General features: G+C 39.1%; 29 protein-coding genes. 4 read left to right on the plus strand and 25 right to left on the minus strand.

Annotated features, from left to right (window positions below; all coding sequences use genetic code 11):
- Nucleotides 1-232: 232 nt before the first annotated feature.
- The 8 genes from PCY14_RS05300 to PCY14_RS05335 all read right to left on the minus strand — a co-directional run bounded on the left by PCY14_RS05300 (nt 233) and on the right by PCY14_RS05335 (nt 4,078).
- Nucleotides 233-460, minus strand: a complete 228-nt coding sequence (locus PCY14_RS05300) for a hypothetical protein (RefSeq protein WP_021145691.1) — start codon at nt 458-460, stop codon at nt 233-235.
- A gap of 152 nt (nt 461-612) precedes the next feature.
- Nucleotides 613-906, minus strand: coding sequence for a helix-turn-helix domain-containing protein (locus PCY14_RS05305; RefSeq protein ID WP_060934186.1), 294 nt, complete (start codon nt 904-906; stop codon nt 613-615).
- Between the two features lie 143 nt (nt 907-1,049).
- On the minus strand, nt 1,050-1,664 hold the full coding sequence (locus tag PCY14_RS05310; protein WP_021145692.1) for a hypothetical protein: 615 nt from the start codon (nt 1,662-1,664) through the stop codon (nt 1,050-1,052).
- A gap of 188 nt (nt 1,665-1,852) precedes the next feature.
- Complete coding sequence (locus PCY14_RS05315; protein WP_231087404.1) at nt 1,853-2,452, minus strand: CPBP family intramembrane glutamic endopeptidase; 600 nt, start codon at nt 2,450-2,452, stop codon at nt 1,853-1,855.
- 117 nt (nt 2,453-2,569) lie between these two features.
- Nucleotides 2,570-2,887, minus strand: a complete 318-nt coding sequence (locus tag PCY14_RS05320) for a hypothetical protein (protein WP_231087403.1) — start codon at nt 2,885-2,887, stop codon at nt 2,570-2,572.
- Entirely contained in the window at nt 2,871-3,314 is a 444-nt protein-coding gene (locus PCY14_RS05325) for a hypothetical protein (RefSeq protein WP_021145695.1), read from the minus strand. The genes PCY14_RS05320 and PCY14_RS05325 overlap by 17 nt, the downstream gene beginning before the upstream one ends.
- Nucleotides 3,315-3,326: 12 nt before the next feature.
- A complete protein-coding gene (locus PCY14_RS05330) occupies nt 3,327-3,689 on the minus strand; it encodes a TIGR02328 family protein (RefSeq protein WP_042767013.1) in 363 nt (120 codons plus the stop codon).
- Nucleotides 3,686-4,078, minus strand: coding sequence for a YbgA family protein (locus PCY14_RS05335; RefSeq protein WP_021145697.1), 393 nt, complete (start codon nt 4,076-4,078; stop codon nt 3,686-3,688). Before PCY14_RS05335 ends, PCY14_RS05330 begins: the two co-directional genes overlap by 4 nt.
- Before the next feature lie 186 nt (nt 4,079-4,264).
- Between PCY14_RS05335 and PCY14_RS05340 the strand changes: the two genes are divergently transcribed.
- On the plus strand, nt 4,265-4,684 hold the full coding sequence (locus PCY14_RS05340; RefSeq protein ID WP_021144440.1) for an SP_0198 family lipoprotein: 420 nt from the start codon (nt 4,265-4,267) through the stop codon (nt 4,682-4,684).
- Between the two features lie 99 nt (nt 4,685-4,783).
- Entirely contained in the window at nt 4,784-4,981 is a 198-nt protein-coding gene (locus PCY14_RS05345) for a hypothetical protein (RefSeq protein ID WP_021144441.1), read from the plus strand.
- A gap of 246 nt (nt 4,982-5,227) precedes the next feature.
- Here PCY14_RS05345 and PCY14_RS05350 read toward each other — a convergent pair whose 3' ends face one another.
- The 8 genes from PCY14_RS05350 to PCY14_RS05385 all read right to left on the minus strand — a co-directional run bounded on the left by PCY14_RS05350 (nt 5,228) and on the right by PCY14_RS05385 (nt 12,728).
- Nucleotides 5,228-5,977, minus strand: a complete 750-nt coding sequence (locus PCY14_RS05350; RefSeq protein WP_021144442.1) for a CPBP family intramembrane glutamic endopeptidase — start codon at nt 5,975-5,977, stop codon at nt 5,228-5,230.
- A 90-nt stretch (nt 5,978-6,067) separates the two neighbouring features.
- On the minus strand, nt 6,068-6,379 hold the full coding sequence (locus tag PCY14_RS05355; RefSeq protein ID WP_021144443.1) for a hypothetical protein: 312 nt from the start codon (nt 6,377-6,379) through the stop codon (nt 6,068-6,070).
- Nucleotides 6,380-6,650: 271 nt separating this feature from the next.
- Nucleotides 6,651-7,880 carry a dihydrolipoamide acetyltransferase family protein gene (locus PCY14_RS05360; RefSeq protein ID WP_021145701.1) on the minus strand — a complete coding sequence of 410 codons (1,230 nt, stop codon included), beginning with the start codon at nt 7,878-7,880 and terminating at the stop codon, nt 6,651-6,653.
- 10 nt (nt 7,881-7,890) lie between these two features.
- Complete coding sequence (locus PCY14_RS05365) at nt 7,891-8,922, minus strand: alpha-ketoacid dehydrogenase subunit beta (protein WP_002890539.1); 1,032 nt, start codon at nt 8,920-8,922, stop codon at nt 7,891-7,893.
- A 16-nt stretch (nt 8,923-8,938) separates the two neighbouring features.
- Entirely contained in the window at nt 8,939-10,012 is a 1,074-nt protein-coding gene (locus tag PCY14_RS05370) for a thiamine pyrophosphate-dependent dehydrogenase E1 component subunit alpha (protein WP_014634179.1), read from the minus strand.
- Nucleotides 10,013-10,117: 105 nt separating this feature from the next.
- Nucleotides 10,118-11,458, minus strand: a complete 1,341-nt coding sequence (gene lpdA, locus PCY14_RS05375; RefSeq protein WP_021145702.1) for a dihydrolipoyl dehydrogenase — start codon at nt 11,456-11,458, stop codon at nt 10,118-10,120.
- Between the two features lie 570 nt (nt 11,459-12,028).
- A complete protein-coding gene (locus PCY14_RS05380; RefSeq protein ID WP_004182825.1) occupies nt 12,029-12,232 on the minus strand; it encodes a CsbD family protein in 204 nt (67 codons plus the stop codon).
- 256 nt (nt 12,233-12,488) lie between these two features.
- The gene (locus PCY14_RS05385; RefSeq protein ID WP_002890536.1) at nt 12,489-12,728 is read right to left on the minus strand and encodes a GlsB/YeaQ/YmgE family stress response membrane protein; all 240 of its coding nucleotides are present in this window, start codon (nt 12,726-12,728) and stop codon (nt 12,489-12,491) included.
- A 703-nt stretch (nt 12,729-13,431) separates the two neighbouring features.
- On the opposite strand from PCY14_RS05385, the gene PCY14_RS05390 reads away from it, so the two are divergent.
- Together PCY14_RS05390 and PCY14_RS05395 are read left to right on the plus strand one after the other, a co-directional pair.
- Nucleotides 13,432-14,457: a DUF389 domain-containing protein gene (locus PCY14_RS05390; protein ID WP_060934185.1), complete on the plus strand. Its 1,026-nt coding sequence runs from the start codon at nt 13,432-13,434 to the stop codon at nt 14,455-14,457.
- Between the two features lie 103 nt (nt 14,458-14,560).
- Nucleotides 14,561-15,442: a diacylglycerol kinase family protein gene (locus tag PCY14_RS05395; RefSeq protein ID WP_037603942.1), complete on the plus strand. Its 882-nt coding sequence runs from the start codon at nt 14,561-14,563 to the stop codon at nt 15,440-15,442.
- Nucleotides 15,443-15,734: 292 nt separating this feature from the next.
- On the opposite strand, the gene PCY14_RS05400 is transcribed toward PCY14_RS05395, so the two are convergent.
- The 9 genes from PCY14_RS05400 to PCY14_RS05440 all read right to left on the minus strand — a co-directional run bounded on the left by PCY14_RS05400 (nt 15,735) and on the right by PCY14_RS05440 (nt 23,766).
- Nucleotides 15,735-16,424, minus strand: coding sequence for an alpha/beta hydrolase-fold protein (locus tag PCY14_RS05400; protein WP_060934184.1), 690 nt, complete (start codon nt 16,422-16,424; stop codon nt 15,735-15,737).
- Nucleotides 16,405-17,421, minus strand: coding sequence for an ABC transporter substrate-binding protein (locus PCY14_RS05405; protein ID WP_008534189.1), 1,017 nt, complete (start codon nt 17,419-17,421; stop codon nt 16,405-16,407). Before PCY14_RS05405 ends, PCY14_RS05400 begins: the two co-directional genes overlap by 20 nt.
- A 20-nt stretch (nt 17,422-17,441) precedes the next feature.
- Nucleotides 17,442-18,197, minus strand: coding sequence for an ABC transporter ATP-binding protein (locus PCY14_RS05410; protein WP_021145709.1), 756 nt, complete (start codon nt 18,195-18,197; stop codon nt 17,442-17,444).
- Between the two features lie 4 nt (nt 18,198-18,201).
- The gene (locus tag PCY14_RS05415; RefSeq protein WP_021145710.1) at nt 18,202-19,245 is read right to left on the minus strand and encodes an iron ABC transporter permease; all 1,044 of its coding nucleotides are present in this window, start codon (nt 19,243-19,245) and stop codon (nt 18,202-18,204) included.
- A gap of 177 nt (nt 19,246-19,422) precedes the next feature.
- Entirely contained in the window at nt 19,423-20,172 is a 750-nt protein-coding gene (locus PCY14_RS05420; RefSeq protein WP_145516305.1) for a CPBP family intramembrane glutamic endopeptidase, read from the minus strand.
- A 70-nt stretch (nt 20,173-20,242) separates the two neighbouring features.
- The gene (locus PCY14_RS05425) at nt 20,243-21,016 is read right to left on the minus strand and encodes a zeta toxin family protein (RefSeq protein ID WP_301363233.1); all 774 of its coding nucleotides are present in this window, start codon (nt 21,014-21,016) and stop codon (nt 20,243-20,245) included.
- Nucleotides 21,016-21,492 carry a type II toxin-antitoxin system antitoxin PezA gene (gene pezA, locus PCY14_RS05430; protein ID WP_021145714.1) on the minus strand — a complete coding sequence of 159 codons (477 nt, stop codon included), beginning with the start codon at nt 21,490-21,492 and terminating at the stop codon, nt 21,016-21,018. The genes PCY14_RS05425 and pezA overlap by 1 nt, the downstream gene beginning before the upstream one ends.
- 67 nt (nt 21,493-21,559) lie before the next feature.
- Nucleotides 21,560-22,399 carry a DUF4300 family protein gene (locus PCY14_RS05435; protein WP_145516308.1) on the minus strand — a complete coding sequence of 280 codons (840 nt, stop codon included), beginning with the start codon at nt 22,397-22,399 and terminating at the stop codon, nt 21,560-21,562.
- Between the two features lie 137 nt (nt 22,400-22,536).
- Nucleotides 22,537-23,766, minus strand: coding sequence for a DUF4767 domain-containing protein (locus tag PCY14_RS05440; RefSeq protein WP_301363234.1), 1,230 nt, complete (start codon nt 23,764-23,766; stop codon nt 22,537-22,539).
- Nucleotides 23,767-23,880 lie beyond the last annotated feature (114 nt).

Below are 23,880 nucleotides of genomic sequence, written 5' to 3' on the forward strand. Positions count from 1 at the left end.
AATCTAAAAAATATAGAGATTACTGGAAAACTATTGCCGATAAGAAAAACCAGACTGCTTAACCCAAAGCAACCTGGTTCCTCACATTTTATTTATTTCAATTGTCTACTTGACACGGTACGTATCAGTTGAACTGGCTTTTTAAGTTGAATCAATAGTTTCGAATTTTTTAAGTGTGCTCCTTCTATTACTTTTACTATTTTAGTATTACGTACTGGGGGGAACAATGCCATTAGTCTAATTTGTTGTAAACATGCATTCTACCATATATCGCATCAGAACCAAAACGAACTTGTCCATTACTATCAAAGAAAATTGGGTCACTGGTTGGTCCATCATTGTGAGCAAATCCTGCTACATAACTGCCATCTTGAGCAAAACCATTATGTAGCTGACTACTTGTGTCACTATAACCGTCTTCGGCAGTAACACGAGTCACACTACCAGATGGGGAAACCATAATTGTATCTCCTAAGTCATTTTGATAGGTACCAGCAACACTAGAGAAATCACCATTGGCAATTGCTGTAGTATCAACTGCAGTGGTAGTTGATGCTTGTTCAGCTGGAGCAGCTGGAGTAGCTGGTTGTTCTGTTGTAGCTCCCTGATTTCCTACAGCTGTTCCTTCAGTAGGATTGGTTGACGCAACTTCCTGTTGAGAAGTGCCAGCAACATTACTGGCATCTGCAATACAGATGTTTTTTCTCCAAGAAGTTCAGACACGGATATATTCAAGCGTTTAGCCAAGTGGTCTAATGTTTCTAGTTTAGGTTGCGATTTTCCACTCTCTATTCTTGTTAATTGACGAACAGATAGAACCTTCTTATCATCACAAAATGTCTCCTTTGTTAGACCCTGTGCTAATCTTAATTCTCTTAATCGGTGACCAAAGTCTTGTCCCAACATAACTTTCTCCAGTCTATTTAAGATTATTACGAACATTGTTACTTTTAGTATTATAACAATTACAAAAATCAATTTCAAACTGCAAAAAACCAAGTCAACTTGGACTTGGTCTTGGATTTCATTTTTGAACAAATGGTTGTAAATTACCAACTGGTTGGCAAGGAAATTGGAATGTTGAGTTTGACTTTCATCTTACCGTTAGCAACTGAGGCTTGGTCAATCTCGTAGCCGATGTCAGGGAGTTTAAGCTGAATCTGATCGTTAACCATGCGGATACCACTATTAGATTGAGCGATGCTCTTCTTGAGGTAAGGTAGAACCAGTGATTTAGGGACTGGAAGGCGACCTAGGTGAGCACCTGCTAAGTCTAGTAGGATGACTTCCTTGTTAGTACTAACTGTAAAATCAAGGCTAAATGTTGATCCGACTGGGCCAATGGAAACTGGTACCTTAACTGTCAGATAGGAATCTCCCAAATCTACGGTGCTATTTTGTAGTGTCTCGTCCTTAGAATCCGAAAGGCTTGCTTTAAGCACCTGACGCAGTTGGTTACTATCGAGATTAATTTCGGTAGAAAGACCGCCTGATGATAGGGACGCCCCTCCAATACCTGCTTTAGCTAGGTCAGCTAAAGTCGTTTGTGTTGATACATTTTTTAATTGGTCTTGACTGTCAATCTTGTCCGGAATGAGAAGGGCCGCCACTGCAATAAAGAGCACAATGACGAGGACAATGAGTCGTTTAAACCATTTCCACATAGGGAATACCTCGTTTCAAATTTTCACTTTTGAGGTCTATTGTACTGTAATAAGGGGAAAAAAGCGAGTAAGAACTGGAAATTCTCTCATATTTTCTTAATGCTCAAGCTAGTTCACAGTTCAAAAGAAATAAAAGTGATGAGCAGTATCAAATAATTATCTGCTCTCATAGGCTCATCCCTACTCCTCTAAAGGAGTGATATCGCTAAGCAGAGACCTGCAGCAGTATTTGCAAAAGCCTGGATAAAGACACTTGGAAGAATAGAGCCACCTGCTTTTTTCTCATTGATAGCACCAAAGACGTAAGCTATGAGACTGATAAAAGCAAAAATCATAACAGCTTTTAGAAAGCCTATTAGTTGGATAAACATAAGCGCATGAATCAGACCAAATAATAATGACTGGATGAGATTTGCTCCTAGAAATCCTAGTTTTCCTTGCAATCTTTTCAAAAGAAAACCTCTAAAAAAGATTTCTTCTGGTAAGGCAGTGCCTAAGATAGCGTAAGCTAGAATGGCAGGGAGAGCTCCAATTCCCTTTCCAGAAAAATCTGCTGTGGCTGTTTTGCTAGGGTCAAACCAACTGAAAAGCACTACCGAAAAAAGAAGGAAAACTAGGGCCATACCCAAGATAATTTGGAGTAGCTGACTGATATTTTTTGTCTGAACCTTCTTTAAACCAATCCAGTCAAAGAAGCCGACCTTTTTCCTCCTCCAAATCAACCAAGTCATAAAAGGAGTGAAAGAAACGATGATTAGTTCCAAAATACCGTTCACCAGTTTAGACATAAACAGGGTAATGAGTTTGTCCTCCATTTCTAATCAAAAGATAGTTTTGACCTTTTGAAAACGATTACCTTGACGCCTTGATTATACTATTTTTAAGAAAATAAGAAAGCCATTTCTTCACCAGTCTTGCCAGGTTTCTTTGGCACGAATCACACGGTCTTGCTTATACTCGATATGGTAAACACGCCAGCCACCAAGCCAATCGTCTTCCAGCTTGTACTCAACACTTCCTTGAACATCATCACCCTGACCCAAAAGCTTCTCCACTTCTTTTCGCACCATTCCTTCAAGCTGATACTGGCGTTGAAAACTCCACATCAACTTGTGACGCATGGAATCTGGGGTATGGGCCCATTTTTCGGGAGTAAATACCCGATCACGAGGGACAATGATTGCAACATGAACCAGACAAATGATTTCAATGATTAGCCACAAGGCTTTTCGTCGTCTGGGTCTGCTTTCTAGAGTAAGGGATGCCATCAGACTGCCTTACCTTCTCTTGCTCCCAATGCTCATCAATCTCGACGGTATGCTCTTTAGCAAAATGGTAGATTATATCTCTAGCCAGGTCTTGAGACACACGAGCCACATTAGTCATACCAGTATCTAAGTCTGCTGTGTCGTGCTCTAAGCGATACTTGCCATTCTCGTACTCTACAAAGATGAAACGAGGGGACTCTTTACCGCCATAGGTAAAATAAAGACTATCATAGGATACAGGAAGTTGCACAAGAGCATCCCAGATGTCACTTTCTCTTGGGCCTGCAATCGTATCATAGTTCACCTCATCTGCTGTCGAAATACGCATGACTAGACCTTCTGATTTCTTCCTAAGAACCGTTAACCAATAAAATAAATCCATCTTTTTTCTCCTTTAAATAATGATGCCTTTTTGCTTCAGATTATCCAGACATTCCTGTAAATAGATAGCATTATGCTCTGGATAAATAATAGGCGGTAAATTTTCCTCTTCAAGCCTGTCGTAGGCTGGCAGTTGCTTTCCTCGATACTCTTTTTCAAACCATTCGGGGCTGACACGATAGCCCCGTTCTGTCATTTCTTGCATAATGAGCTCATGGTATTTAAACAAGCGGTAGGGGGAATAGTCAAAAACATAATTAACCGTAGCATGTTTACGTTGCCATCCCTTGCCACGAAGGGCACAACATTCTCGGTGTTGCCCTAATAATTGCTGACGGGGTAGTTTTGAAATCAAGGCTTGATGCCATAGTCTCATTTGCTACCTCCATTAATCAGAGTTGACTCCTCAAGATAGCGATTAGGGTACTTGGTGAGGAGCTCTCTGACGGATGTCACCAAATGAATCTGGGGAATACGACCTGCCGCATAGCTATCCAATTGGGCCATAAACATCTCCTTCTCACTGGCAGTTGCTTTTTTCTTAAAATAGCCCCAGATATGTTGGAAGGCATTAACGACCTGACCTGGATTTTCAGGAAGGTCCAGGGCTTGATCAATGTAGGCCTGAACCTGATCCAAACGAACCTCATCTTGCTTTAGATAAGTACGGATTTCTAGGTAAATCTTGTTGGAATGGCTGAGCACCAGATATTTATTTGCTGCCCAAAGTCGCTCGCACTGGCGGCGGGGATTGCTTGTTGTCATTAGAGACCTTCCTTTATTGCTTTCTTAACAGTATAGCATAGTTTAAATGGGGAGCATAGACCATCCTCCAAGTCAGTATCGATTTAACTTTCAAAAATAGTCCAAACATTTTCAGAAAGGAGATTTTGCTTGGTTCGTTTGAAAACGTTTGCTATACTTGAGTTATCAAAGAAAGGAGACAAGCCTATGACATTGTCCAAAAAACTCACACTTTCTCTTGCCTCTATGGCAGTTCTTGGTCTTTTAGCAGCCTGCTCAAACCAGAAAGCTCAAACACCTGAAAGCTCTGCTAGCACCCAACAAAGTTCAAGTAAGGTTTCATCTTCACAAAGTTCTGAAGCCTCTAAACAAACTGAAGGGCTAGATGGCACCTATAAAGGGACTGACGAAAATGATCGCATTACTCTTACCATCTCTGGAAATACTGGAACTTGGGAAGAGGACGAGGCAGATGGCGAGAAGGAAAGCAAGCCTGTAACAGTTAACTCTGACAATCAAAGTCTGACAATCGGTGACGACACCAAATACTATAAACTCGATGGTAATCAACTGACTATTGAAGATGACGACCATGATCCAAATGATACGGTTGTCTTGATGAAATAAAATGAAAAACCTTAGCCAAACTACTCTCTGGAATTTAGCTAAGGTTTTTTATGTTATACTATAGGCAGAAAGAAAACGGATACAAAGAGGAGGTTGACGATGACTCAAAGAAGATTATGGGTGACTCTATTTGTTGTGTCGATTATTGTAACTCTTATTGGACTGGGATTTGCTGTCTATAACTATTATGTCTTTGATAAACCTTTCATGACTACTTCTACAAAAGGGTTACTAGCAGCCTTTTTCTTGTGTGCGACAATGGTTGCCATTAATCTATCCAAATCAAATAAGAAGTAAAGATAAGAAAGAGGTATAAGTTTACGGACTTATACCTCTTTTCATACAACATTACTTAATCTTGTGTTTATCCATTTTTTCTTCAAAGATAGCTGTCATGATTTTACGTAGCTCTTGGCCTTCTTTTTCAGTCTTTAGATGATGAAGCCAAACGAGTCACCTCCTAAAAATGACACTATGTCATTATCTCAACAAATAGGAAAGAAAAGCTCCCACCGAAATTCAGTGAGAGGTTAAAGTCTATTTCTATGATTTTCTCATAGCCACTAGCCAAGAGGATACTAGGATTTCGAAAATAACCAGAAGGATAATCTGAGTGAGTGAACTCTGAACCAGCATAAGGACAGCCAGACTATCGATCAGCATATGAGCTAGGATACAAGGAACAGCTCCTTTCGAGTACTCTTTGAGAGCTCCCAAAAGAAAGGTATTCCCTAAAATCATCAGGTAAAAGATGAGATAGTTGGACGAACCTGCTGTAATCCAAGGAAGTTGATAGATAGGGATATGCCAGAGGAACCAGACAATGGAAAGAACCATCATTTTAGATATAAAGTGCTTACTAAAGTAAAGATGATCTTGTAAAAACCAACGCCAACCGACTTCTTCTAGACCGCCATATAAAAAGGTCCAGGGGAGATATAGGAAGAAGGCTAAGAGGGAGTTCCCAGTAAAGCGAACATTAATGAGCAGGATTGAAATCCCATAATAGATGACTGGAATGAAGATAGCTAGAATCCAGGACAGGGGACTTTCTTTTTGAAGAAAGACCTTTTTGAAAAAATCGCCCAAGGATTTGACTTCACTCAACCCAAGAGAAAAGATAGCCGCCATAATCAGGGGAATACAGTTCATTAGGATAAACAGTAGAGAGTCACCTGTGCTCTTTCCATCTGGGAAACACCAAAGGGTAACTTGCCCTACTATAAATGTAGCAAGGAGGGCAGTCAGTGCATACCAGATAGCGACTGATTGTTTTGAAATAAATTTGCTCATTTTTCCTCCGTAACGGTATGATAAATCAGATAAATCGCACCCTAATCTGCATCAACCCAAAGATGGCATTGTTCACAATCTTTATAAATCTTACTTAATCTTGTGTTTGTTCATTTTTTCTTCAAAGATGGCTGTCATGATTTTACGAAGCTCTTGGCCTTCTTTTTCAGGAAGGTCCCCTTGGCGTTTGGCTACTGCGTAGAGTTCAGGATATTGCTTGGCTACACGCTCTACCGTCTTGGTCGTCGCATGCCCTCTGACAAAGAAAGGAATGCGTTTAATCCATTCTTGAGGTACGAGAGCGAGCAACTTCTTAGCCGCTTCCTTGTCAGAAATCTCAGCTGTACTCAACCCTTTTTCGATTTGTTCTTGTTCTTGTTCTGTAAAATCTTTTAATTCCATACCTTGCTCCTCTTTATCTTTATATAGAAGATTTTACACCCTTGTATGAGAATATACAACTGATTAATTAGGAAATTGATAGACAAATTCCCACTTGACTTAAGAAAAGCTCTCCCCCCTAGCAACACGAAAAGAGAAGACTAAGTTAGTCTTCTCTTTGTGTAAGCTTTACGCTAGCTATTGAGCTAAACAAGGTTAGCAAAAAACTTTATATTTTAACCTATAGTATGTCTATTAGTTGATAATCTTAACCTTTCAAAATTTAAATCCACTAGAAAATAAGGAGATAAGGATCTTCAAGATAAGAAACAACTCTTGCTAAAAATTCAGCTGCTGGAAAGCCATCGATGATTTGATGGTCGAAGCTCAGACTCAATGGAAGATAGTCTTTTTGAACAACCTCTCCCTCCTCATTAAATGCTAAAGCTTGTTGAGTTGCTCCTACTCCAAGAATTGCCACCTCTGGGGAGTTAAGGATTGGTGTGAAGTATTCTACACCTGGCCCTCCTAGGTTCGTAATTGAGAAAGTAGAACCACTATATAGGTCAGATGGAAGTGTACCTTTTCGAGCTTGATTAGCCAGAGTCTTAATGCTTTGACCAAGATCTGCTAAAGTCATACGGTCTGCGTCTCGAATCACAGGGACAACCAAACCATCATCCAAAGCTGTTGCCATACCAATATGAATGCGTTCTTGAATCTGATGAATTCCGCCGCCATACCAAGCATTCAAAGCTGGAAAATCTCTCAAAGCTTTGGTTACTGCTTTAGTTAATAGAGTTGTGATACCTAGTTCACCATTTTCAAGTGGAGTATGGACCTTGGCCTTAAGTTCTTTACGGAATTTCAAAAGCTCAGTTAAATCAGCCTTACGATGGAGTGTCACTTGAGCAGAAGAATGAAGACTGTTCATCATACGTTCGGCAATAATCTTACGCATGCCTTCTAGTCCCTCACCGTATTGGCCTGAGGTCATAGCTTGTGGTAGAGGTTCTACAACCTTATCAGCAACAAGACTTGGTTGATAAGCTTCTACATCACGTCTTGTAATACGACCATTTCCACCTGTCCCTTTAATAAGGGAGATATCATAGCCTTTCTCAGCAGCCATCTTACGAGCCACCGGTGTAATAAAAATGCGTTCCCCACCAGTACGAGCTATAGGTGCTGTAGTAGATTTAGGACTAGACGGTGTTGAATCTTTAGCGACTTCAGTTGGAGCTTCCTCTTGTGCAGGAGCCTCTTGGGTCCCTACATCCTCTCCTTCCTGACCAACCCATCCAACGACTTCCTTACATTTAACTGTAACACCTTCACCATGCACAATGTCTAGAACAACCCCAGAAGCAGGGGATTCGACTTCACTAGTCAATTTTTCAGAACTAATTTCCAATAAAGGCTGACCACTTGTTACTGTATCACCAACTTGGACCAACCACTTTTGAATGAGTCCTTCAGTCATGGTTAGGCCGAGCTTGGGCATTAAAATTTCTGTTGCCATAAGCGCCCTCCTATCCTTTCAAGTCCTGAATCAATTCATCAGCTACTTTCAAAACCTTATCCGCATCAGGGATATAGGCTTGTTCTAAGTTTGTCGCAAATGGAACAGGAGTATTTGGTGCACAAACACATTTCACTGGTCCATCAAGATAATCAAAAGCTTTATCTGAAACGACAGATGCAATGTCAGTTGCAGTATTGTTATGTGGATTTGCCTCATCCACAATAATTAAACGACCAGTTTTCTTCACGGAATTTAACACTGTTTCTTCATCCCATGGAGCAACTGTACGAAGATCAATCACTTCTACAGAAATGTTGTCTTTTGCCAAGCGGTCGGCGACCTCATAGGCTACATACAACATCTTACCAATTGTCACAATTGTTAAATCCTTACCCTCTCTACGAACGGCAGCCTTACCAATTGGTACAGTGTAGTATTCTTCTGGCACTTCCCCTTTTAATCCATATAAAGTCTTGTCTTCAGAAAAGATAACTACATTATCATCCTCTATTGATGCTAGGAGTAATCCTTTGGCATCATAAGGGGTAGCAGGAACGACCACCTTAATACCAGGAATCGATCCAAATAAACCGTAATAGGATCCAGAGTGTTGCGCAGCAGCTGAAGCTCCTGCCCCGTGCATAGTACGAACAACCATCGGAACTTTAGCTTTACCGCCAAACATGTAACGCATCTTAGAAGCCTGTCCTAATAGGGCATCAAAACAGAATCCAATAAAATCATTAAACATTAACTCTGGTACAGGTCTTAGTCCCGTAAGCGCCATCCCCACCGAAGCTGATAAATAGCCGTGCTCAGAAATCGGAGTATCAATAACACGTTCCCTGCCATATTTCGGCATCAATCCTCGTGTAATCCCCATGACACCGCCCCAGGCATCCTCGTTATTATTTTCTAAGTGTTCAACATTAACACCACCTGAGATATCCTCTCCTAGGAGAACAACTCGCTCGTCTCTTTCCATGGCTTGATCGAGCCCTTCATTGATGGCTTTCATAAATAATGTTTCTCTAGTCATTATGAATCCTCCTCAATCAGTCTGCAAATACGTCTTCGTAGAGAGCTTCTTCTTTTGGAATTGGGCTCTCTTGAGCAAAGTGGATTGCATCTTCAACATCTTTTTGTGATTGGGCAACAATCTCATCCAATTCATCTTGGCTAAGGATACCCTTTTCAGTTACCAGGTCACGAAATACTTCCAAGGCATCCACATCTGCCCATTCTTTTTCGATTCCATCTGGTGCTTTGTATTTTTGCTCATCTCCTTCGAAATGGCCATGGTTACGATAAGTAATAGCTTCAATTAACGTTGGACCATCTCCACGACGTGCACGTTCAATGGCCTCTTTAGCCACTTGATAAACAGCAAATAAGTCCTTACCATTAACGCGAACTCCAGGCATATTGTAAGCTTGTGCACGTTCAGCAATTGTTGGAGAACCTGATGAATACCATTGTGGTGTTGATTCTGCAAAAAGGTTGTTTTCATTTACAAATACCACAGGTAGATTCCAAATAGAGGCCATGTTTAAGCACTCATGAAAATTACCTTCATTGGCAGCACCATCACCAAAGAAACATACAGCAACATCATCAGTCTTTAGATATTTGTTGCGCATAGCAGCCCCAGTCGCAAGACCAAAGCCTCCGCCTACCATACCATTAGCACCAAGGATTCCTTTATCCAAGTCAGCGATATGCATAGAGCCACCTTTACCTTTACCAAGCCCAGTAGACTTACCAAAGATTTCAGCCATCATTTTTTTAAGGTCTCCACCTTTAGCCACACAGTGTCCATGTCCTCGATGTGTGCTAGTAATGTAGTCTTTATCAGTCAAGTTAGCACATACCCCAGTCGCAATAGCTTCCTCACCTGAGTAAAGGTGAACAAATCCTGGAATTTGACCGATTGAAAAGAAATGTCGTGCATTTTCTTCAAAATTTCGAATATCCCACATAGTCTTATACATGGATTTAGCCTCTTCTTTTGAAACATTTTCCACACCAAGATCATGGGCAGTTTGAACCTTAACTTCTTCCTTGGTTAAGGTTTGTCCCTGATGTTTTTCTTTCATTAGGGCTTGTGGCAATTCTTGATAATGTGTCATATTGTTTCCTCCTTCTATGAGAGAACTTTATAAAAAACAAATATTATTGACAGATATATAAATTTGAAAAAATGAAAATGACTACGCTAAACCTATCCATCGAGCTTAGGACCTTAAAATCAGTCTTGCAACTTCCTGAACCAACTCAGAAATTGTTGGATGTGCAAAAATAGTCTTATCAAGCTGATCAAGTGTTCCTTCAGCATCTTTCAAGACAATCAAGGATTGTAAAATATCAGTTGCATGTGGGCCAACGATAACGGCACCTAATAGTAGGTGATAGCGTTTTTCAGAGACAATTTTAACAAAACCTTTTGCTGAATTAGACGCAATTGCTCGACCATTATAAACATAAGGAAGTTGACCAACTGATATATCGTATCCTTGTTGAACCGCCTCCTCTTCTGACAAGCCAAAGGAAGCAATCTCTGGCGTTGTAAAGAGTGACCGTGGAACACTTGAATTATCCACCGGTTCCTCAGCCTGACGACAAATGGCTCGAACAGCTTTGATTCCCTCGCTACTAGCAACATGAGCTAACATATATCCAGGAATCAAATCCCCAATCGCATAAACACCTGATTGAGATGACTCGTAATAACTATCTACCTTTATAAAACCTTTTTCAGTCAGCTCCAAGCCCATCATTTGGGCTAACTCAATATTTGGCTTACGTCCTGTTGCTACAAGTAAGTTATCATAAGAGTAGGACTTGCCATCTGCTAGAATTACAGCATTTTCTTTAACCCTATCTATGCTAACTCCTTCCAGTATAGTAATTCCAAGTTGTTCCATCTTTTCTCTAATAATGGAACGTGCCTCGTCATCTTCAGTTGCCAAAATTGTTGGTGCAACCTCTATTACTGTCACATCCACACCTAGTGGAGCCATAGCAAAAGCTAACTCAACGGAAATAATACCCCCACCAATGATAACCAAACGTTGAGGAAGTTCCTTTAAGTTGAAAAAGCTATCTGTTGTCAAATAGTCAACATCGTTAATACCAGGAATAGGAGGAATAAATGGATAACTCCCCGTCGCCAAAATAACAGACTTACCTGAGACTCTTTCACCATTAACTTGGAAGGTTTTATCAGAAATATAAGATGCCTCACCTGCAATATAGGTGATACCTAATTGTTTAAAACTTGATTGAATACCAGACTGCAGTGTTGCTACGACTTGATCTTTGCGAGCAACAAGCTTTGGAAAATCAAGATTATCATTTAAAACAGTTACTCCATACTGAGAGGCTTCTTTAGCAGCTAATAGCCAATGAGCATGTTCAAGATAGGCTTTGGATGGGATACAGCCAACGTTCAAACAGGTGCCACCTATGGAGTTTTTCTCAATGACAGTTACCTTTTTACCTAAACGGGCAGCTTCTTCAGCAGCAACATAACCACCAGGACCTGCCCCTATAATGAGAATATCACATTGACTCAAAACAATACTCCTTTCTAGAATGGAAGTAGGCTGTTAGCCTAATCACTTCAAGTAGGACAAAAACTCGGAGATGTTTTTTTGAAAGCGCTTTCTATACTTTAATTATAAAACTAATACTTATGAAAATCAAGTAATTCACTGAAAATGTGATGTTTTGGTGGTGAAAACATTCACAAGCAATGCAAACGTATGCCATTCTCTAATCGGGATGATGTTAGCACTTATATTTTGCTGATTTGTATAAGAACTAGAAAAATACAAATCTCCCCCGATCATTAAATAATTCTTCAAAATATTATAAAAAGCACTCTAGCGTCTATAGCTTGGATAAAACTATAGAAATTAGAGTGCTTTTACTATTAGAAAGAATATGTATATGGAGTTAAAAAGGAATTTGAATTAATCTAAAGAAAGTTGATTTTTCAACTGAATAATATTATAAGAATATCGATTTGTAGTTATTTTGAAAGTAATCTTATAAGTGAGTAATTAGGAGTAGAATATGACAACTCTATTTTTTTGTAGAGTAGCTTTTGTAGCTTTTATGTGAAAAATCAATTGACTATTTAATTATTTATCGTCCTTTTTAATCATATTTTTCACACCTTCGATAGCTCCTTCAACAGCATCTTTGGCATCTTCGGCAACTTCTTTCACTTTTGAGACTGCTTTTTCAGCAGCACCCTCTTTTTCTGTTTTTTTATCACCAGTTACTTTTCCGAAACCTTCTTTAATAGCGCCTTTAGCTTGGTTAAGTTTTTCTTCTACTGACATAATTTTATCCTCCTTTGGACATAAAGATTTTTAAATATGAACGCTCTTAAACAATACATTCAAATTTTTGAGTATAAAAAGATAAGTTAAATTATAGCTTTTGTGTTGAAGTCGAGTCATAAACAGCTTGAACACCCTCACTAACGTTATCTTTATTTGCTGATAAACCATTAGCTAGTCCATGTTTACCACTTTTTTAATTTATCAGCACCAAGTTTGCTAGTTGATTGGAGTCTTCCTGTCGAAATATTGAAAATTATTCTTTTTTCCCTAAGAAAAATGATACTACTGCAACAACAATAACTGCCCCTAAAATTGATGGAACTAAGGCCATTCCAGCTAGTCTAGGTCCCCAAGAACCGAAGAGTGACTGTCCAACAGATGAACCAATTAAACCTGCAAAGATATTGGCAATTATTCCCATGGAACCTCCCTTTTTAGTGATTCCACCAGCAATAAAACCTATAAAGCCTCCGACAATAATAGCCCAAAGCATAATGTCTCCCCCTTTCTAAATAGAGGAAAGTTAGATTGTTTGGAAAATCAAACCATCTAAAGAGTTATATTTTAGCTAAAACATTTTTTATATTAATCTTAACAATCATAAGATTAATGTTAGTATATACCTGTTAATAACAGTATAAGTTAATCAAATTGATAAGTCAATGAAAATGTTTGCGCTTACACAAAAATAGACATGAAAACCATCATTGGCCTTTGCAATCGCTTGCATAGTTTTACAATTTCACTTATCTCATTTTTTTGTTAAAAATCTACACAGGCTTCTACTATTATTAGGGCTTCCTCTAAATGGATTGATTTATGAATAAAAAGTTTGATTAAACTGCTACATTCATATGATTGATTGATTAGCATTTTAGCCACAAAAGAAAATAGCCCTAAGATGTTCGAGTGACGAAAGTAAAAATAAAATGTATAATTGAGACATGTAAACCCTTACACATTTTTCTTTAAATAGTAAGTATCTAACAAAATAGTATAAATAATACACCAAACACTACATCACTTTCAGTAGGAGTTTAAAATTAATATGGAGTAGTGAATTGATTACAAATTGAAAGTAGAATATAAAACACACCCAGGTAAAGAAGTTACAATAATAATGGCCAATGATTTAGATACGTCGTCAAAGAGTGAGCTTAAAAAGTTGACTATAGTAACAAAAAGGAAGTACTGTTATGGAAAAAGTTTTGAAGGATGGTAAACTTTATTCTCTAATAGAATTTAGGGACAAAATCTATGAGGATTTAGATTTATCAAAAAGTGACTTAACCACTTTATTGTGTGCGATATTGATTGCATCTATTGGTTTGAATATGAATTCTATTCCAACAATCATAGGGGCAATGTTGATTTCTCCATTGATGACACCTATCCTTGGAGTAGGTTTTGCGTTAGCAATATTAGATACAAAACTTCTCAAAAAATCGTTTAAAGTTCTTTTTATTCAAGTTGCAGTAAGCCTTTTAGCCTCTACACTTTATTTTTTACTTTCGCCCATTTCTTACGCAAGTACGGAAATTATTGCTAGAACTTCGCCCACAATTTGGGACGTTGTAATAGCATTCGTCGGTGGATTAGCCGGCATTATTGGAGCACGAAAGAAAGAAGCTAATAACATTGTTCCTGGTGTCGCCATTGCAACTGCTCTTATGCCACCCGTTTGTACCGTGGGGTATTCTATTGCCACAGGAAATCTTGAGTATATAATAGGGGCGTCATATTTGTTCTCCATTAACTGCAGTTTTATTATGATTGCTACATATATTGGCACTAATGTGATGATGGTTAAAAATCCTTATGTTAAACATAATCGTGAAGCCTCTAAAATGCGAAAAATATTAATTCTAGTCTCGCTTGTTCTTATTATTCCAAGTTTAGCTTCTGCAACTACCTTAGTTAGAGATACGCTAATCAATGAGTCTATCAATAATTATCTATCTGATCAATTTGAAAACCATACTATTTTGAAAAAGAAATATAGTAAAGAAAACAATACACTAAAGCTAACTATTTCAGGTAAATATCTTTCAAAAGCTGAGTTACAAAGTATCATTAACAAACAAAATGAATATGGTTTGAAAAATATCTCGATTCAGGTTTCACAATTAACAAATGATAGATTAACTGAAAAAGAATTAGTCGACTACATCATTCAATATAAAAACGATGATGATCTTCAACAAATAGAAAAGGATAAGTAAAAAGAATCCCCAAATAACAACAAGTAATGTGAGATATTAATTTGATAAGCATAAGAAACCGTTGAAAAGTATTGTCACTAGTAGTCCATAGGAGAAAATATCAATGAAAAAAGTAATGATAATTATTAATCCAACTTCTGGAGGAGAAACAGCATTAGATTATAAAGAGAGCTTGGAGAATAAGGCTAAAGAGTATTTTGATTATGTTGAAACTAAGATTACGCAAAAAGCCAAAGATGCAACTCAATTTGCTGAAAAAGCCTCTAAAGAAAAATATGATGCAGTAATTGTTTTTGGTGGAGACGGTACTGTAAATGAGGTTATTTCAGGGATTGCTGAAAAAAATCACATTCCAAAACTTGGGATTATTCCTGGTGGAACTGGTAATTTAATCACTAAGCTATTAGAAATCAACCAAAGTATTGATCAAGCGATTGAAGAACTTGATTTCAATTTTACTAAAACCATTGATGTTGGAAAAGCTAATCAAAATTATTTTGGCTATATTTTTAGTGTTGGATCTTTACCAGAAGCTATTCATAACGTTGATATTGAAGATAAAACAAAGTACGGTATCTTTGCATATGCAATCAATACGATGAAGTCCGTTGTGGAAGACGATGTATTTAATGTTCGTATTGAAAGCGAAAATGGCAATTATGAAGGTGAAGCTAGTCAGGTCTTAGTTCTTCTATCTAATTACTACGCAGACAAAAAACTATTTGATGAAAATACAGATGGATATGGAAATATCTTGATTTTAAAAGATGCATCCATCATTTCTAAATTATCGACTATCCCAGATTTGTTAAAAGGGGATCTAGTAGGTAACGATAATATCGAATATATCAAAGCGCGTAATATTAGGATTTCTTCAGAGGTTGAGTTAGAGTCAGATGTTGATGGAGACAAATCGGATAATCTTCCAGTAGATATAAAAATACTAGGGAACCATATCGAAGTGTTCTCAGGCACCAAAGTATAGTTTTTTCCCTTCTACTTCTCCAACAAAAAAGTTTTAAATGATATAAGTTACTGCATCAGCAACAATAATAGTCTTGTCCTTTTTGAAGTTAGGATATAAGTCAAAAGTAAGTAAATTACTTTTAATATACGGAGTTAAGGCGTTTTTTGATTCATGTCTAAAAACTTTTCGGAAGCATCAACTGTGATGGTAGTTTTCGAGCATAACAAAAAGTAGTGAAGAGATTCCATCGTCAGAATCTTCTTCACTACTTTTCTTCTCTCTTTCCTACTCAATCACCAATAGCAGCATTTCAGAGTTTCCACTCTTCAATCAACCAGTCCGAAAAAGCATCATATCTTTCTTGGAGATGGTCATGATGACCGTAGGGGTCAAATGCTGCATAAGTAGACAAGCACTGTTTTTTGATAAGTTCATGCACTTCTTTGGCATAACTAGGAGCTTTGGCCAATCTATTCTTATGATTAGCCCCCTCGGTCAAACCGTTACATAAATAGACCGAGCAAGACTTATTAAGAAGCTGATGGACTTTGCAGTAATCTACAAAATTTGGATACCAGAAGGATCCACAAATGGAGAAGATCAAAGGCATCTTATCACTGCTATAAAGACTGTGGATAGCAGCCAAACCACCTAGTGAGTAGCCTCCGTAAGCCATGCGACTGTCATCCAATCGAAACTCCTCTTGGATGCTATTTAAAATATGGCCAAATAGATGGTCATGATAGCTAGCTAGCTTGCCACCAAAATCAGGACTTCCAGGTCTCAAAGCCTGAGCATACCAAGGTGTAAAATCATCCAAGCGATGCTTGGGCTCAAGGCCTATCAGGATAACAGAATCCGCTAGTTTTCCCAGATAATCCAGTTGTCCATCGTTCAGAAAAACAGCTGGATAAGTCTTAGTAGCATCATAAGACTCAGGAAGGGCAATCGTCACTCGAATGCCATGGCAGACAAAGTCTTTATTTATTAACAAAGTCATTAACCTTCTCAAGAGAATCAATCACAGATGGACCGTAATCCATAAGCTCATCATAAGAAATAGTCATGATTTTCTTGTTTTTAACGGCTGGTACATTTTCAAGAACAGCGTTCTTTTCCATCTTGTCTTTAGCATCCTTGTCCATAGCCTTATTACGGTCACTAGTTACATAGATAATCAATTCTGGTTCCATTGACACAAGATTTTCCAAAGTCAAATCTGATGTTCCTGTCGCAACATTGGTATAACCAAGCTGATTAAGCATACTTTCTTGAAGGGCAGATTTGTAAGTTCCAAAGGTCTCATCGTTGTAGGCACACATAATAAGAGCTTTTTTCAAGTCTTTGTCAGAAGACTTGTTTTTCTTTTTAACGGCGTCGATACGCTTTTGGAGTTGTCCTGCATACTTGTCTGCCTTGTCTTGAACGTTGAAAATGTCACCAATATTTTTAACATCTTCGATGATATTATTCAAATCTTGTTTGGTTGTTGAAACAGAAGCCTTTTGCGTATAGACGGGAATGTCGTTGCTGTTCCACGTGCTGATGGTTCCCATTGATTTGTCTGAGAACATCATGTTACGACCAATAAGGGCATCAGGTCCGTAAGCCAAGATGGCTTCTTGAGAGATGGTCTTCTTATCACCGATATGTGGGATTGAGGCAATGTCTTCCTTATATTTATCGGTTACTTCATTGTCAGGGTTAAGCATACCGACAATCTTGTCTTTTAAACCAAGCTCAATCAAGATTTCCGTTGATGAAAGGTTGTTGGTGATAACCTTTTCTGGTGCCTTTTTGAAGACTTGATCTAACTCAGTTCCTTTATCGTCATAAGTCTTGACGGTCAAGGGATACTGGGTTTCTGAGTTGGTCTTTTTCACCGTTTCTTTTGCTGATGATGACGATGATGTGCTGTTTTTATATGTAGAACTGCATGCTGTCAATGTGAGGACTGCTGCAGCGATTAATGCGATACCAAAAGTTTTCTTGTTCATAAGGCCTTCCTTTCCTAGGCTTATAAATACTGAATCATTGCCTGCTGGTCATCCGTCCAGGTAATACGACTCTGAACATCATAAACCGCCTGCAAGGATTGTGGGGTTACGGCATCCCTTGGGACACCTTGGGCAACAATCTCACCCCCTTTCATTAAGTAAATATAATCTGAAAAACGACAGGCCAATTGAATATTGTGGAGAACTGCGAGAACATTAATGCCGAGTTCCTTGACCAAGGCCAACATATCCAACTGATACTTAATATCCAAATGGTTGGTAGGCTCATCCAATAAAAGGAGTTTGGGTTCCTGAGCCAAAGCACGCGCTAGGATAACTCTTTGTTTTTCGCCACCTGATAAGGACGAATAATAGCGTGTCTTCTTTTCAGACATACCAACCTTGTCTAGGGCATCCTGGACGAGCAAGTGGTCCCGCTCCGATTCTTTTTGTAGAAAGGAAAGATGGGGCGTTCGGCCAAGCATGACAATTTCTTCCACCGTGCAATCAAATTGAAGGGTGTTAAACTGTGTCACAACGGCCATTTCTTTTGCAGTTTCTTTTAGGCTTACCTGATTTAGGCTTTTTCCATCCAGTAAAATCTGACCGCTATCTGGTTTCAACTGGCGATAAATGGTTTTGAGCAAGGTTGATTTCCCACTCCCATTTGGTCCTAGTATGGTCTGGAATTGCCCACCTTCAACCTCTAGAGAGACACCGTTTAGGATTTTTTTCTCTCCAATCGAATAATGAATATCCTTACACCTTACATCCATAAGTCTAAACCACCTTCCTACGATTTTTAGTCACAATATAAATAAAGAAAGGTGCGCCAACTAAGGCAGTAAAGATACCGATAGGTAGCTCTGCATTTTTAACGAGTATTCTAGCTAAAACGTCTGCCCAAACCACAAACAAGGAACCTAAGAGAGTTGCCACTGGAAAAAGCTTACGATAATTAGTCCCGACTATACTTCTAGCGATATGAGGGGTAATCAAGCCGACAAAGCCGATAATTCCACAGCTAGCAACCAAGACGGCCGTTATGATCGCAACGATGGCAATATAAAGATACCAATAGAGTTTAAGTGGAATCCCTAAAGTCAAAGCTGCTTCATCTCCCATCATCATGGCATTAAAAACACGATACTGAGTTGAGAAAAAGAGAAAGGCCAAACCAACCACTAGTGCTGGAAGCAGCAAATCTGACCAAGATGTTCCTGTCAATGAACCCATGGTCCAAAACTTAATGGTCATGACACTATCTGCTGTCGCTCCAAGAGAGATTATAAAATTGGCAAAGGCAATAAAGAGGGCATTGACAACCGTTCCAGATAAAATCAGGCCAGATGTGGTCACTCTCCCCTGCATAGAGGCAATGATTAGGACAAGAACCGTCGCTAGAATAGCCCCCACAAAGGCACCCAAGCCTACCACAGCCTTAAGACCTAAAATGATGGCCAAGGTTGCTCCAAAAGTTGCCCCTGCCGAGATTCCCAAAATGTAGGGCTCAGCAATCGGATTATTAACGGTTGACTGCATGACACTCCCAGACATGGAAAGGCCTGCACCAACTATTAACCCTAGGAGAACCCTAGGAACTCGCATATTCCAGATAATAGCTTCAAGTGGCTTGGCAATGTTATGACTGGCCATCGGAAGCCCCAATTTACTGAAGATGACACCATAAGTATCACCTATATCTATAGTGACCGCCCCTAAAGACACTGCTATAAAAACTGACGCTACTAGTAAAGCTAGAAGCAAACAGAGCAGGCTTAGGTAGCGGGAAAAAACAAGGTGTTTTGTTTTTTTAAAAGGCATTAGCACCTCCTTTCCACCTGTAATGTCAGAAAATTTTGACAATACCTTTCTAGTATAACATGCCTCAAAAATATGGGCAAGGTCATTTGAGTATTACATAGAAAAAAGAGCAGTCATTGAACTACTCTTAAAAGTTATAACTTTATAACTAACTAAAGCAATGAAAATCAAGCCAGCTTAGGATTTCACTTTCTCCATACTGCTGCTAGCAATTTTCATGGCAAGAAGAATTATCAACACCTTAATCACAAGGGACAACCAAAGGCTCTCCGCTGATGACAGTTGCGATAAAGCATTGATAAGCGCATGTGTCATCACACAAAGCCAAAGACTTCTGGTGTTTGTATAAATGGCGGATAAGATGAAACAATTGCTTAATAAGCCTAGCAAGAAAGGCAATAAATGAATCGTGGCCAGAGACCCATCAATGTAAAAATAAAGGATATGCCATAGTGACCAAGCCAAAAATGTAAAGAGCGTGGACACTAGATAGGTCAACTTTTCTTGCAAAGCAGGCTGGAAAAAATAGCGCCAACCGATTTCTTCGATACCACCAAAGACAAGGGCTTTTACAAATAAAATTATGGGGAGATACCAAGTTGGAATAATCATTTTCCCACTCAAAACCAATGGTAAAAAATCCAATCCTATAAAAATGAGGACTAAGAGATAGTTAAGAGGAGCTTGTTTGACTTGGAAAAAATCTCTGACAAGCTGTTTAAAACTGGAGTGATGATAGCGGATGCTAACATAGCCTCCCCAAATGGCTGAGGACACCCCACCTAACATCAGGGTAAAGAGGCCAATTGGAGTCCCATAATCAACCCTAACTTCTCCTGCTCTTAGTAACCAAACAAGAAGACTGACTAATAAGATTTGTCCAAGGGTGCCCGCCAGATAAAACGACAAGGCTTGTTTTCTATTCATATCTTGATACCTTTTCCTTTTTCTTGGCAGTTCAGGTTGTTATAGGAGGTAGGAAATAAATAATGCTAACTCATTTTTTAGAATTTTTTTCAACGAGTTCTTTCAGTCTTTCTTTTTCCTGGATAAGCATAGACTTCTCAATAGGTGACCACTCACCAAATAAGTTTTCGCGAAGAACTGACGATGCTGTTCCCTCATCCTCCAAGGAATTATAAATACATCTTCTATCTCGTTGGTAAATCTGGATGTACTCAAAAATACCACTAGTTTCCAGCTCTTGAAGATTTTCCACTAAACGGTCTACAATCGCATCATGATGCGCCTTAGGTGTCGCTCTCGCTTGACTTTGTTCCAAAGCATAAAGTTCTTCATAACGAATCTTAGTACTAAGATAAGAGAGTTCAGGCTTTGTTGCTATCAAGGCAAGTGCTACTTGGTATCCCCTAGAACTCAACAATTGGGCTGTTTTTTTAGGAATATCTACAGTTCTCAATGTACCCTCAATCAGAAGGTGGTACCCCAATTTGCTCAGTTCTTCTATCAAAGCTTCAACTAACTTTCCAGCAAAAGCCTTCATGTAGTTAACACTTTCCTTGCCGTACTTTTCCTGCAACTCAAGATAGTTAGGATGCAAAGAGCGAAAGCTGTCTCCATCAATGATGATGATGTTGCCTTTAAATTCTCTTTGTTTAACACGATGAATGGTTGTCTTTCCGGCACCACTTTGACCACCTAACAAAAAGGCTTTTGGATGCTTCGAGTTGGTTTTTCCACGTGTCAATGAACGCATTGTCCTTTTTAAAGCTCCTTGAAAGTCTACGTCTCTGTAGTTGGCTAATGTCATTAGGCTACCACCTGTTGACTCGCTAGCCTTAACATACGTTCGATACCGTCCATATAACCACTATAACGTTCAACTTCGTCAAAACTTTCAATTAAGTAAATCTTAGTATTAATCAAGTCAGATAAATCGTCACTCATAAGAATCCATGGATTCGTTTCATCATCAAAGGCAATTTCTTGATTATCTTGATAGCGATAAAGCTGTGATAAAATACCGGCTCCACGTTCTTTCAACACTTCAATCTTCATGGTCAACTGGTAGTCTTCAACTGATGTGAGCATCTTCTCTTCTCCTACAAGATCAACATAAGAAACATTCAATGTCTGACAAATACGGTCCAACAATTCTGTTGAAATAGCACTTGTTCCATTTTCATACCGACTAAGACTATTGCGTGAAATACCAAGTAAGTTAGCTAACTCAGGCTGTGTCAATTGTTTGGACTTTCGTACAGCTTTAATATTTTCTCCAATCATCATGTCCTCCTCTACTTTAATATTATTATAACATAAAAACGCACCAAATTTGGTGCGTAATGTTAACCTAGTCCATATCTACCCATTTGTCATTGTCCATGATAAAGGGTTTGGCTAAACCTGGTCCGGTATAGTCCTTGTACTTGGTTGTCAGATACTTGTAGCAATCCTTCTTACTAGAAAATTTAATGGCTTGGTAGGGCTCTTCGAAGGTCAACTTTTCAACAAATAAGTAGCCATCCGTCGTAGGCACCAAGACGCCGACGTGACCGACAAAAAGGGAATTGCCATCCAGATTATCGTGGACAACAACCGACAGCATGCGTGCCTTGTCATCAAAGGTGAACTGTTTGTAGTAATCCTCCATATGCTTGGCGTGAACCTTGACATCTTGCGTAGCTTCAGTCTTGACCCTTGAAAAAAGAATGTCAAAGTTTGCCTGGTCCTTGGCATCAAAGAGCTTGCCCTTGTCAATTGCATCCTTATCTTGGAAAAGAAGCTCAGTATCACTTTTGACTTGTGGAATCTTGATTTTGCCTTTCAGTAGCGTGTAGGTGTTGATACGACAGTTAGTACCGATAAAGTCACCATGCTTGGCTGTCCACAGGCTACTGATTTTTTCCACATCATAGTCTGTTTTGGTAAATGGCGCAAAATCCCCAGATAAACCAACAGAACCCACAGTGTTATTGTAATCCTTGACCAGATCGATAAAGTTATCCACACTCCTCTTGTCCAAATGTTTCGAGAGAATGGAACGTACCTCATTAAGACTGACCTTACTATTAAGGTTGGAGTAACTTGGCTTTTCCTCCTTTTTGTAGAGATGTGTAAAAGCTGCTAAACCGACAAGGAATAGGCTAGCTATAGATAAAAGAATTAGCGTCTGTTTTTTTAGATGTTTCATAGGCGCCTCCTTGGCTTCATTATACCAGATTTTGTGGACTACTCCTTCTCAAGATGCTTTTCCACAAGAAAAAAGCCTTGTCGCCAAGACTTTAGATTGAAGACAAAAACTTTTGCTTGAGACTTTCCGTCAAACCTTTACTTGCCATTCACAATATTGGCGAAGGCTTCTTGAATGTCCTTATTATTGGTTGGATACATGTAATACATGTTTTCAGGATTACCTTGATTTTGCAGAGAAACTAGGACCACCGGTTGCCCATTATGGATGGTGAAATGATAAAGAATCATGGCAGAACCTGAATAACCGTAACTGTCCACGATGAGATAGTCAGCTGTTCCTGTACCATCGTCTGAAAAAGCAACATCTACCTTTTGTTGGTTGGTCATAGGGGCATTTTGTTCGGTCTTTTCACCTACAGTGATACGGTTATTTTTGGCAAAAGACATGGCACCATAGAAATCGTCACTTCCGTTAGGGGTTAGTCTTTTATAACTTTCTTGATTCATCTTGTGACCAAACTCTACCATGTAACTCTCAAGCTTGGCGGCCTTGTCACTATTCCAAAGAGCAGTCGTTTGGGTTTGGCTGGTTTGACTCTTACTCCCAACTCTGTAATAAGACGTGTAAACGACTCCTGGTCCTGTAAATTCTGGAATTTGAACCAAACGATCCCTATCTTGGACAGAATTGTCCGGAGAGGGTGCTGCTTGGTTAGCTGGCACTGGAACAAAGGGACTAACTCCGTGCCCTGGACCATTGTCCGCAAAATAGAACATAGGTTGACCGTTGAAATCCTTAATCACAGTCTTACCATCAGTGCTGCCCGTCTCCTCAGACTTTGTGAGGCCAGACTTTGTAATCGTCACAACATGACCACTGTCAGAAACCCAATCTCCTTCGATGCTCGAAAAATCTCCCTTTCGAATAGCCTCCACATCCATAGCTGGCGTTTTAGCCTCCGATGAGGAACTCTTACTTCGAGAACTAGAGCTTGAAGATGACTCAGAAGCTTTTGAACTTGATTGTTTAGACTTGTCTGAAGAAGACGTCTGACTGTTAGATGAAGCTACCGCGAGGGATGGTGTCTTTTGAGTTTGTGAGTTGTGAGAATGCCAGGCAAAGATAGCTCCACCACCTAGAAGCGTCATACAAGAAATTGCAAGGACTGACGCTGCGACCTTATGAGTCACCACAAATTGACTTAAGCTTTCCCAAAAGCCCTTTTTAGATGTCGGCAACAAGGCTTCAACTTCTGCTCGATTGGCCAAGAGACTGCCATTTTGTATCGCCTCGTCAACCTCTGTCATCTTTGGGCGACGTCCATAAATCTTCATAAAATAGGTTAACCATTCTTCTGCTTTCATTGCATCTCCTTTTTGAAGCGTAATAATTCCATTTTAGCATAAATTAGGGATTCTAGTTGACTTGGTGGAAAAGAAAAAAACTGCAAGCAAGTTGCTGCAGTTAGTATTATAGAC

This window comes from Streptococcus sp. SV2, assembly GCF_030440175.1.
In the GTDB taxonomy this organism is placed as follows: domain Bacteria; phylum Bacillota; class Bacilli; order Lactobacillales; family Streptococcaceae; genus Streptococcus; species Streptococcus raffinosi.